The organism is Streptomyces synnematoformans (assembly GCF_039531005.1).
Taxonomy (GTDB): domain Bacteria; phylum Actinomycetota; class Actinomycetes; order Streptomycetales; family Streptomycetaceae; genus Streptomyces; species Streptomyces synnematoformans.
The window spans coordinates 1-9468 of the sequence record NZ_BAAAPF010000277.1; the positions used below are offsets into that span (position 1 = coordinate 1).

At 73.1% G+C, this 9468-nt stretch carries 12 protein-coding genes; 7 read left to right on the top strand and 5 right to left on the bottom strand.

Going from position 1 to position 9468, the window contains the following annotated elements:
- Positions 1 to 293 precede the first annotated feature (293 nt).
- The gene (locus ABD317_RS28845) at positions 294 to 1487 is read right to left on the bottom strand and encodes an adenylate/guanylate cyclase domain-containing protein (RefSeq protein WP_344293478.1); all 1194 of its coding nucleotides are present in this window, start codon (positions 1485 to 1487) and stop codon (positions 294 to 296) included.
- Between the two features lie 75 nt (positions 1488 to 1562).
- The gene (locus ABD317_RS28850; RefSeq protein ID WP_027756877.1) at positions 1563 to 2429 is read right to left on the bottom strand and encodes a biotin--[acetyl-CoA-carboxylase] ligase; all 867 of its coding nucleotides are present in this window, start codon (positions 2427 to 2429) and stop codon (positions 1563 to 1565) included.
- Positions 2430 to 2574: 145 nt separating this feature from the next.
- On the opposite strand from ABD317_RS28850, the gene ABD317_RS28855 reads away from it, so the two are divergent.
- The 4 genes from ABD317_RS28855 (at position 2575) to ABD317_RS28870 (ending at position 5717) form a co-directional block, all read left to right on the top strand.
- The gene (locus ABD317_RS28855) at positions 2575 to 4182 is read left to right on the top strand and encodes an acyl-CoA carboxylase subunit beta (protein ID WP_344293480.1); all 1608 of its coding nucleotides are present in this window, start codon (positions 2575 to 2577) and stop codon (positions 4180 to 4182) included.
- A gap of 44 nt (positions 4183 to 4226) precedes the next feature.
- On the top strand, positions 4227 to 4439 hold the full coding sequence (locus ABD317_RS28860; RefSeq protein ID WP_344293482.1) for an acyl-CoA carboxylase epsilon subunit: 213 nt from the start codon (positions 4227 to 4229) through the stop codon (positions 4437 to 4439).
- A gap of 88 nt (positions 4440 to 4527) precedes the next feature.
- Positions 4528 to 4674 (top strand): morphogenic membrane protein MmpB, encoded by a 147-nt coding sequence (mmpB, locus tag ABD317_RS28865; RefSeq protein ID WP_199789081.1) that lies wholly within the window; start codon positions 4528 to 4530, stop codon positions 4672 to 4674.
- A 410-nt stretch (positions 4675 to 5084) separates the two neighbouring features.
- A complete protein-coding gene (locus ABD317_RS28870; protein WP_425582459.1) occupies positions 5085 to 5717 on the top strand; it encodes a Maf family protein in 633 nt (210 codons plus the stop codon).
- A gap of 65 nt (positions 5718 to 5782) precedes the next feature.
- Here the strand turns inward: ABD317_RS28870 and ABD317_RS28875 are convergent, their stop codons facing one another.
- Both ABD317_RS28875 and ABD317_RS28880 read right to left on the bottom strand, forming a co-directional pair.
- Positions 5783 to 6253, bottom strand: a complete 471-nt coding sequence (locus tag ABD317_RS28875) for a MarR family winged helix-turn-helix transcriptional regulator (RefSeq protein WP_344293486.1) — start codon at positions 6251 to 6253, stop codon at positions 5783 to 5785.
- A 92-nt stretch (positions 6254 to 6345) separates the two neighbouring features.
- Positions 6346 to 6495: a hypothetical protein gene (locus tag ABD317_RS28880; RefSeq protein ID WP_344293488.1), complete on the bottom strand. Its 150-nt coding sequence runs from the start codon at positions 6493 to 6495 to the stop codon at positions 6346 to 6348.
- A 139-nt stretch (positions 6496 to 6634) separates the two neighbouring features.
- Between ABD317_RS28880 and ABD317_RS28885 the strand changes: the two genes are divergently transcribed.
- A complete protein-coding gene (locus tag ABD317_RS28885; protein ID WP_344293490.1) occupies positions 6635 to 7696 on the top strand; it encodes an LLM class flavin-dependent oxidoreductase in 1062 nt (353 codons plus the stop codon).
- Entirely contained in the window at positions 7693 to 8334 is a 642-nt protein-coding gene (locus ABD317_RS28890; protein WP_344293492.1) for an NAD(P)H-dependent oxidoreductase, read from the top strand. Before ABD317_RS28885 ends, ABD317_RS28890 begins: the two co-directional genes overlap by 4 nt.
- 41 nt (positions 8335 to 8375) lie before the next feature.
- Here the strand turns inward: ABD317_RS28890 and ABD317_RS28895 are convergent, their stop codons facing one another.
- Positions 8376 to 8816: a hypothetical protein gene (locus ABD317_RS28895; protein ID WP_344293494.1), complete on the bottom strand. Its 441-nt coding sequence runs from the start codon at positions 8814 to 8816 to the stop codon at positions 8376 to 8378.
- A gap of 429 nt (positions 8817 to 9245) precedes the next feature.
- Here ABD317_RS28895 and ABD317_RS28900 point away from each other — a divergent pair.
- Positions 9246 to 9468 (top strand): biotin carboxylase N-terminal domain-containing protein (locus ABD317_RS28900; protein WP_344293496.1); only part of this gene is annotated, 223 nt, incomplete at its 3' end.

Here is a 9468-nt window from a genome sequence, read left to right on the forward strand (position 1 = left end):
CACGGCTTCGACCCGTTCGCGCCGGGCTGTGAGGTCGACGTGCTGAGATCCCGGATGTGAGGGTCGCCAACGAACCGCGTTGAGAGAACGTCACTCGCGCAGCCGCCGTCGGCCCACACCGCGCCGTGCACGGACGTCTCCTGCCCCGCGATGGCTGCACGTACCTGTCCTCGTTGTCTGAGCGGGCGGCGTTTGCACGCGCGTGAGTCAGTCGCCGACCGCAACGTCGAACGCGTCGCCGTCAACGTACTGCTGGGCGGGCCGGGTGAGGCCGGGGGTGCGGCCCGGAGCCGTCAGGTCCTCCGGCTCAGCAGCCACGGCTCCACCACGCCCAGGCCGCGCACCGGCCGCTGCCACATCGGCTGCAGCGCGAAGCGGTACGACGGGGCCGCCTCCCCCGTGCCGCCCTCCGCCGCCGCCTTCTCCGCCGCCGTGGCCTCCGCCTCCGACTCCGGGGCGTCGCCGTCCCCTATCAGTTCCTCCGCGAAGTCGCCGTCCACCAGCACCGTGTCCTTCGGCGCGATCGACGTCAGCCGCGACGCCAGGTTCACCGTCGTGCCGAACACGTCGCCCATGCGCGTCGTCACCGTGCCGAAGGCGATGCCCACCCGCAGCTCCGGCATCGTCTCGTCGTGGGCCAGTGTCTCGATCAGCCGGACGCTGATCTCCGCCGCCGTGCCCGCCTCGTCGGCGGCGAACAGCACCTCGTCGCCCAGGGTCTTGATGAGCCGGCCGCCGTGGGCGGCGACCAGGTCGGCGGCGGTCGTCTCGAACGCCTCGACCAGCTCGCCCAGCTCCTCCTCCTCCAGACGCCGGGTCAGCCGGGTGAAGCCGACCAGGTCGGCGAAGCCCACCGCGAGGCGGCGGTCGACCATCTCGTCGTCGTCCTGCGCCTGCACGACCCGGCCGGTGGCCGCGGCCAGCTGCCGGCGCCAGACGTAGACGAGGAACTCCTCCAGCTCCGGCAGCAGCAGCTCGACCAGCGGGTACGCGATCTCGGTGCGGGACATGCCCTCCTGCGGCTCGGTGAGCCCTTCGAGGAAGGAGTCGATCTGCCAGTCCGCCAGCCGGGCCGTCGTCTGCCCGGTGGAGCGCGCCACCTGCACGGCCATGGCCTCGCTGAGCAGCCCGGCCTCCACCAGGCCCGCCAGCCGGCGCAGCGCGAGGACGTCGGCCTCGGTGAGCGCCTTGGCCTGGCCGATGTCGGCGAAGCCCATGGCGCGCCAGAAGCGGGCCGCCAGCTCCATCGGCACGCCCGCAGCCCGCGCGGCCTGGAAGGGGGTGTAGCGCCGCTCCGAGCCCAGGACCAGCTGCTCGATGCGGAGCGCGATGGGGTCCTCGTCGCCCTCCGGCCCTTCCGCCCGTACGGCACCTTCCGCGCCCCCGGCACCTTCGGTGCCTTCGTCGCCTTCCTCACCTTCCGTACGTTCCCGGCCTTCCGGCTCTTCCGGCTCTTCCGCACCGGAGGAGCCCGCAACCTCACTCACCGGCTGCCCCCTCCCCCCGTCCGTTTCCCGGCCACCGACCCTGCGGCCTCAACGATACGGGAAATGTGGCCCAGCTCACTCCGCTTCGGCCGCGGGCCGCAGGTGCACCACGTCCCCCGCGCCCACCGGCTCCTGCAGCCCCGCCGCCGTGGCCAGGACCAGCCGTCCGTCGCCGTCCACCGCGACGGCCTCCCCGGTGACCGAGGCGCCGCCCGGCAGCTCCGCGCGGACCTGCCGGCCGAGCGTCGCGCAGCCCGCCGCGTACGTCTCCTGCAGCCGGGCGCCGGCCGGGTCGCCGCCGGCGGTGCGCCAGCTGCCGTACCAGCGCTCCAGCGACCGCAGCAGCGCGCGCAGCAGCGGGTCCCGGTCGGTGACCTTCGCGCCCGCCAGCGCCAGCGAGCCGGCCTGCGGCACGGGCAGCTCGTCCGCGCGCAGCGTGACGTTGACGCCGATGCCGAGGACCACCGCCTCGCCCGCGGCGTCGACCCGCTCCACGAGGATGCCGCCCGCCTTGCGCTCCTCGCCCTCGACGGTCACGAGCACGTCGTTGGGCCACTTCAGCGCCGTGTCCACGCCCGCGGCCCGGGGCAGCGCGGTCGCCACCGCGACGCCGGCGAGCAGCGGCAGCCAGCCCCAGCGGTGCACCGGCACGCCCTCGGGGCGCAGCAGCACGGAGAGGAAGAGGCCGGATCTGGCCGGCGCCGACCAGCCGCGGTCCAGCCGGCCGCGCCCGGCCGTCTGCTCCTCCGCGACCAGCACCGCGCCCTCGGCCGCGCCCGCGCGGGCGCGCGCGGCGAGGTCGGCGTTCGTGGAGCCGGTGGCCTCGACGACGTCGAGCGACGTCCACAGCCCTCCGGTCCGTACGAGCGCCCGGCGCAGCGCGTCGGCGTTGAGCGGCGGGCGGTCGAGGTCGGACCAGCGGCTTCCCCGATCTGCACTCATATCGCCACCCTACGGCCAGGCGCCCGCCCGGCAGGCGGCGGCGCCACGCCGCGGATGTGGCCAACGCCGCACCCGTGCGGCGGCCCCGCGCCGATAGCCTACGTAGCGGTAGGTCCCTCCCCCGACGAGCAGGAGCCGCACCCCGATGGCCGAGGCGCACGAGCCACCCGCCGAGACGGCGGACATCCACACGACGGCCGGCCGGATCGCCGACCTGAGCCGGCGGATCGAGGAGGCCACGCACGCCGGATCGGCGCGCGCGGTGGAGAAGCAGCACGCGAAGGGCAAGCTGACCGCGCGCGAGCGGGTCGACCTGCTGCTGGACGAGGGGTCGTTCACCGAGCTGGACGAGTTCGCCCGGCACCGCTCGACGAACTTCGGCATCGAGGCCAACCGCCCGTACGGCGACGGCGTCGTCACCGGCTACGGGACCGTGGACGGCCGGCCCGTCGTGGTGTACTCGCAGGACTTCACCGTCTTCGGCGGCTCCCTCGGCGAGGTGTACGGCGAGAAGATCGTCAAGGCGATGGACTTCGCCATGAAGACCGGCTGTCCGGTCATCGGCATCAACGACGGCGGCGGCGCGCGCATCCAGGAGGGCGTCGTCGCGCTCGGGCTCTTCGCGGAGATCTTCCGCCGCAACGTCCACGGCTCCGGCGTCGTCCCGCAGATCAGCGTCATCGTCGGCCCGTGCGCGGGCGGCGCGGTGTACTCGCCGGCGATCACGGACTTCACCGTGATGGTGGACGGCACGTCGCACATGTTCATCACAGGACCCGACGTCATCAAGACCGTCACCGGCGAGGACGTCGGCTTCGAGGAGCTGGGCGGCGCCCGTACGCACAACACCACCTCCGGCGTCGCGCACCACATGGCGGGCGACGAGAAGGACGCCTTCGACTTCGTCAAGGCGCTGCTGTCGTACCTGCCGTCGAACAACCTCAGCGACCCGCCCGCCTTCCCCGAGGAGGGCGTGACGGAGGTCACCGACGAGGACCGCGAGCTGGACGCCCTCATCCCGGACTCGGCGAACCAGCCGTACGACATGCACACCGCCATCGAGCACGTGCTGGACGACCGCGAGTTCCTGGAGACGCAGGCGCTGTACGCGCCGAACATCGTCACCGGCTTCGGCCGGGTCGAGGGCCACCCGGTCGGGATCGTCGCCAACCAGCCGATGCAGTTCGCCGGCTGCCTGGACATCAAGGCCAGCGAGAAGGCCGCCCGCTTCGTGCGCACCTGCGACGCCTTCAACGTCCCCGTGCTCACCTTCGTCGACGTCCCCGGCTTCCTGCCGGGCACGGACCAGGAGTACGACGGCATCATCCGCCGCGGCGCCAAGCTGATCTACGCCTACGCCGAGGCCACCGTGCCGCTGATCACGGTGATCACCCGCAAGGCGTTCGGCGGCGCGTACGACGTCATGGGCTCCAAGCACCTCGGCGCGGACCTGAACCTGGCCTGGCCGACCGCGCAGATCGCCGTCATGGGCGCGCAGGGCGCCGTCAACATCCTCTACCGCCGCACGCTCGCCGCCATCGGGGACGAGCAGGAGCGGGAGACGCGGCGCGCCGAGCTGATCCAGGAGTACGAGGACGCGCTGCTGAACCCGTATGCGGCGGCCGAACGCGGGTATGTGGACGCCGTCATCATGCCGTCGGAGACGCGGCGGCAGGTGGCGAAGGGGCTGCGGGTGCTGCGCAACAAGCGGGAGTCGCTGCCGCCGAAGAAGCACGGGAACATCCCGCTGTAGGCGGCGGGGCGGTCGCCGTGGTGGCGGCGGTGTGAGGAGGGCCGATGTCCGAGGAGATCAAGGTCGTCCGGGGCAACCCGACGGCGGAGGAGCTGGCGGCGGCGCTGGCGGTGGTCCAGGCGCGGGCGGCCTCGTCCGCGGCGGGCCCGCGGGGCGGGCCGGCCAGCGAGTGGGCGGACCCGGCGCGGCGGGTACCGGCCCGGCGGACGCCGCGGCCGGGGCCGAAGGCGTGGCGTACGACGTACTGGCCCGGGTAGCGCGGCGAGTACGGGAACGGGTGTACGGCGCGGACAACTGAGTACGCGTACTCAGGCGCGGCCGGCGCCGGGCCGGGACCATCGGGAGATGCTGTGGTCCGACCCTCCAGACGAGCCCGACGAGGAGTTGCGCGCGGCCGAACGGCAGTTGCGCCGCGCCGGGTGGCTGCTGGCGCTGGCGGCGCTGGTGGCGATAACGCTGGGCGCGGCGGGCCCCGACGCACTGCCGACGTAGGCCGCCGCGGGTCCACGCACGGGGCTGCCCCCCGGACCCCCACGGGGGGCGACGCCCCCGACCCCGCCCGCACGGGGCTGCGCCCCGGACCCCCGGCGGGCGCTACGCCCGCGGGGCTGCGCCCCCCGGACCCCCGCGGGACGGCGCCCCGAGCCCCGCACGGAGCCACGCCCCGGGCCCCGACCGCGGCGACGCCCCAGACCCCCGAGGTTTTGCGCCCCCGGCCCCTCGAAGCTGGGCCCCTCGATCTCCCGCGGGGCCACGCCGGACACCCGCTTGGGGCTACGGGCCCGGCCCCCGGCGCGCTACGCGGCCGCCTGTTCGAGGCCGTCCCTTCCCCGCACTCCCGCCCCAGGGTAGGCCGCGGCTCTGACAAACCGGCTGCGTAGCGGTGTCCGACGCCGCCTACGATGGCGCGCATGACCCAGGATCCCGGCACCGGGCGTCCCGCCCGTACGCTCGTGCTCGCCTCGCAGTCCCCCGCGCGGCTCGGCCTGCTCCGGCAGGCGGGCCTCGCGCCCGAGGTGCTCGTCAGCGGCGTCGACGAGGACTCCGTCACCGCCGCGACCCCGGCGGAACTCGCGCTCGTGCTCGCCGAGGCGAAGGCCGGCGCCGTCGCCGGGCGGCCCGAGGCGGCGGACGCGCTGGTCGTCGGCTGCGACTCGGTGCTGGAGCTGGACGGCAGGGCGCTGGGCAAGCCCGTGGACGCCGAGGACGCCACCGCGCGGTGGAAGGCGATGCGGGGGCGGTCGGGGGTGCTGCAGACCGGGCACTGCGTCATCGACACCGCGTCGGGCCGGCGGGCGAGCGCGACCGCCGGGACGGTGGTGCGGTTCGGGGAGCCGAGCGACGCCGAGATCGCCGCGTACGTCGCGACCGGCGAACCCCTGCACGTGGCGGGGGCGTTCACCCTCGACGGCCGGTCGTCGGCGTTCATCGACGGCATCGACGGCGACCACGGCAACGTCGTCGGCCTCTCGCTGCCGCTGCTGCGGCGACTGCTCGCGGAACTGGGCGTGCGGATCACCGATCTCTGGGTCTGACCACCGATCTCCGGGTCCGGGTGTGTTGCTCGGACCCCGGGTGGGAACGCCGCCCCGAGACAGGGCTACGGGGCACCCTCCTCCAGCGCACCGTCGTCGTCCGGCGCAAGCCGCGCCCAGACTTCGGCGAGGTTGCGCAGGTGCTCGTCATCGAGCCGGTCGAAGAAGAGCCTGTGCAGGTCGCTGTACTGCTGGCGCCATGCCTTGCGCAGGAGGGCCCGCCCGTCGCGGGTGAGGACGGCCTCGAAGCCACGGCCGTCTCCGGGCGACGGCCGCCTCTCGATCAGGCCCCGGTGCTCCAGCCGGTCGGCTAGCCGGGTGAACCCGCCGGTCGACATCAGGCGCCGCTGGGCCAGCTCCGACATCCGCATGCCCTTCCTACCGGCCTGGCCCAGCAGGGCCAGCACGCTGTACTCGGCCATGCTCACGTTCAGCGGGGCGATCCCGGCCTCGATCTCGCGCCAGATCCGATCGTGGGTGACCAGGAAGCCGTTCCAGGCCTGGTACTCAAGTTCTCGCAGCTCTACGGTCGCCATGTGCAGCACGCTATCGGTGGAGCGTCGTCGGAACCAACGATCTACCTGCCTGCACACGCATCATGCGCAGGCAGGTACAGGGCCTTCCCGGCTCAGCTGTCCCCCTCCGGCGGCTCCCAGTCCTCCGACGGCTCCCAGATGCCGGAGGTCAGCGCAAAGCCCGCCGGGTCGATGTGAGAGCCGTCGTGCGTGGCCCGGTTGTGGGCGTGGTTGAGGGTGTGGAGGCTGAAGGCCGTCTGCACCGCGTTCCACTGGCCCTGAATGCCCAGGGACAGAAGCGCATCGACCCGCGAGGGAATAGCTGCGTGCGCAGATAGGTTTCTCCGGGGAGACCACCGCCGCCGGACGCAGGGCGTCGGCGACACGACGCAGAGGAACGACATGTCATTCGAGATCGGCATCATGACCTTCGGCGAGATCACCGAGGACCCGGCGACCGGGTCGCGCCCCTCGCCGCGGCAGCGCGTCCGCGAGACCATCGAGCAGGCCCAGGTCGCCGACCAGGTCGGGCTCGACGTGTTCGGTGTCGGTGAGCACCATCGCTCCGACTTCGTCGGATCGGCGCCGGCCGTCCTGCTGGCCGCCGCCGCGGAGAAGACCGCGAACATCAAACTGACCAGCTCGGTCACCGTACTCAGCTCGGAAGACCCCGTACGCGTCTGGGAGCAGTTCGCCACGATCGACCTGCTGTCCGCCGGCCGCGCCGAGATCATCGCCGGGCGCGGCTCGTACACCGAGTCCTTCCCGCTGTTCGGGTACGACCTGAAGGACTACGCGGATCTGTTCCGCGAGAAGCTCGACCTCCTGCTCAAGATCCGCGACCGGAACCCGCTGACCTGGCAGGGCCGTTTCCGACCGCCCCTCTACGACGCCGACATCGCCCCCCGCGCCGACGGCGGGACCATCCCCGTCTGGGTCGGGGTCGGAGGATCGCCCGCGTCGGCCGTCAGCACCGGCCGTCTCGGCCTGCCCATGGCCCTCGCCCTGCTACTGGGCCCGATGACCTACCACGAGCAGACGGTCGAGCTCTACCGGGCAGCCGCAGCGCAGTCCGGGCACGACGCGGACGCACTGCCGATCAGCATCAACGTGCACGGGTACGTCGGGCGGACCAGCCAGAGCGCCCGGGACACCATGTACCCCTACTTCGCCACGGGGATGAGGGAGAACAACCATCAGCGCGGCGCCGGCTTCCCGCTCTCCCGAACCGCGTTCGACGCGCAGTCGTCCCCGGCGGCCGGCCTGCTGGTCGGCAGCCCTCAGGAGCTGATCGACAAGCTTCTCACCTACCACGAGCTGTACGGCCTGAACCGCGCCCTCCTCCAGATGGGATTCGGCGGCCTGCCGCAGAAGGAGCACCTTGAGGCGATCGAGCGCCTCGGCACCGAGGTCGCCCCCGTCGTGCGACGCGAGGTCGCCGCACAGGAAGGAGAGGCGGCATGAAGACCCTGCCCGGCACCGACACCGGCACCCGCACCAGCACCAGCACCAGCACCAGCACCGCACCTGACGCACGCCCCGCCGGCCCGGTTCTGCGCGTCGTGGTCGTCAACGGCAGCCCGAGTCGTCCGTCCCGGACGATGGGGCTCGTCAGCGTGATCCTGGAAACGCTCGGAAACATGCTCCCCACAGAGACGTCCCAGGTCGACGTCTACCACCTGGGACCCGAGTTCACCACCACGGTCGAACGCGATCAGGCCCCGGCGGAGCTGGAGGCGAAGCTGCGCCTGGTCGAGGATGCCGACCTGCTCATCGCCGCCGCTCCGGTGTACCGCGGCTCCTATCCGGGCATGTTCAAGCACTTCTTCGACCTGGTCGAACAGTACGCGCTCGCCAACAAGCCCGTCCTGCTCGCCGCGACGGGCGGCGGCGACCACCATGCGCTCGTCCTGGAGCACGCCCTGCGGCCGCTGTTCGCCTTCTTCCAGGCGTTGACGATCCCCGTCGCGTTCTTTGCCTCCGCCGGGGACTTCGACGGTACGACGCTGCTCAACCCCCGTGTCCACGGACGCGTCGAGGTCGGGCTCAGCGACGTGGTGGACCTCCTCAGAACCCGCGCGACGGGCCCGCGGAGCGGGTGACGCCGCCGGAACGCCCTCCCGCGTACCCCCGGCGGCGGGGCTCAGGCCGCCGGCGCCGGCTCCGCACCGCCGCCGTCGGCTCTGCGCCGCCGCACGGCGGCGCCTTCGTCGGTCAGCATCAGCACGATCAGCCCGAACACCGCCATCAGCCCCGCGAACGCCGCCCAGCCCACCAGCCCGACGGCGACCGTCGCCAGCACCGCGTGCAGCACCGCGCAGCTCACCAGCAGGGTCCGCCCGGCGCGCCCGGGGGCCCGGTGCCGTACCGCGACGCGCAGCGAGACCGCCGCGCAGCACAGCAGGTAGAGCCCGACGGCGACGCCCGCCCCGCGCGTGGAGCCGGACATGACGCCGGAGTCGAGGCCGGCGAGGGACATGTCCTGGCGGTCGACGACGGTGCCCAGGATGAAGTGCACGACGGCCAGCCCGACCGCTTCCACGAGCAGCGCGGCACCGGCCGCCGCCGCGGCGGCTCTGCGCATGGCGGCACCCCCTCACCGGGTCCGAAGGCGCTCTCACGCTACTGATGGGTAGTCGGGGGCGGCAAGGGGGTTCGCGCACCATGGACACGCAACCGGCACGCGGTCGGCACGCGACGGGCACGCAACCGGCGCGCGAGGAGTGCGCGACGGAGCACGGCCGGAAGCGCGACCCGAAAAGTTTCCGCCCCGCCTTCGTAGGGTTCCCACAAAAGCAGGCCCCGTCCGTCTGTTCAACGGGCGCGAGACCTTGGCCACACACCGGTTTCGCGCGCACGGCCACGGAAGCGGCGTACCTTGGGAACTCAGGGCTTCGGGCCCGAGTACGGCGGCGCGGACCATCCTCTGTGTGGGCAAGCTCACCTCCGGGATCCCGCAGCGCAGAGGTGTCGCCATTACCTAAAATCTCGGTGTTCCGAGAAGGGAGCCAACGTGCGCAAGGTGCTCATCGCCAACCGCGGCGAAATCGCCGTCCGGGTCGCCCGCGCCTGCCGGGACGCCGGGATCGCGAGCGTGGCCGTCTACGCCGCGCCGGACCGGGATGCACTGCACGTCCGTGCCTCCGACGAGGCGTTCGCGCTGGGCGGTGACACCCCGGCCACGAGCTACCTGGACATCGGCAAGGTGCTGCAGGCCGCCAGGGATTCGGGTGCGG

What these genes read in the sequence shown, in the direction of transcription:
- ABD317_RS28850 (WP_027756877.1), bottom strand. Translation starts at nt 2,429, where the DNA reads ATGAGTGCAGATCGGGGAAGCCGCTGGTCCGACCTCGACCGCCCGCCG.
- ABD317_RS28855 (WP_344293480.1), top strand. Translation starts at nt 2,575, where the DNA reads ATGGCCGAGGCGCACGAGCCACCCGCCGAGACGGCGGACATCCACACG.
- ABD317_RS28860 (WP_344293482.1), top strand. Translation starts at nt 4,227, where the DNA reads ATGTCCGAGGAGATCAAGGTCGTCCGGGGCAACCCGACGGCGGAGGAG.
- mmpB (WP_199789081.1), top strand. Translation starts at nt 4,528, where the DNA reads ATGCTGTGGTCCGACCCTCCAGACGAGCCCGACGAGGAGTTGCGCGCG.
- ABD317_RS28870 (WP_425582459.1), top strand. Translation starts at nt 5,085, where the DNA reads ATGGCGCGCATGACCCAGGATCCCGGCACCGGGCGTCCCGCCCGTACG.
- ABD317_RS28875 (WP_344293486.1), bottom strand. Translation starts at nt 6,253, where the DNA reads ATGGCGACCGTAGAGCTGCGAGAACTTGAGTACCAGGCCTGGAACGGC.
- ABD317_RS28885 (WP_344293490.1), top strand. Translation starts at nt 6,635, where the DNA reads ATGTCATTCGAGATCGGCATCATGACCTTCGGCGAGATCACCGAGGAC.
- ABD317_RS28890 (WP_344293492.1), top strand. Translation starts at nt 7,693, where the DNA reads ATGAAGACCCTGCCCGGCACCGACACCGGCACCCGCACCAGCACCAGC.
- ABD317_RS28895 (WP_344293494.1), bottom strand. Translation starts at nt 8,816, where the DNA reads ATGCGCAGAGCCGCCGCGGCGGCGGCCGGTGCCGCGCTGCTCGTGGAA.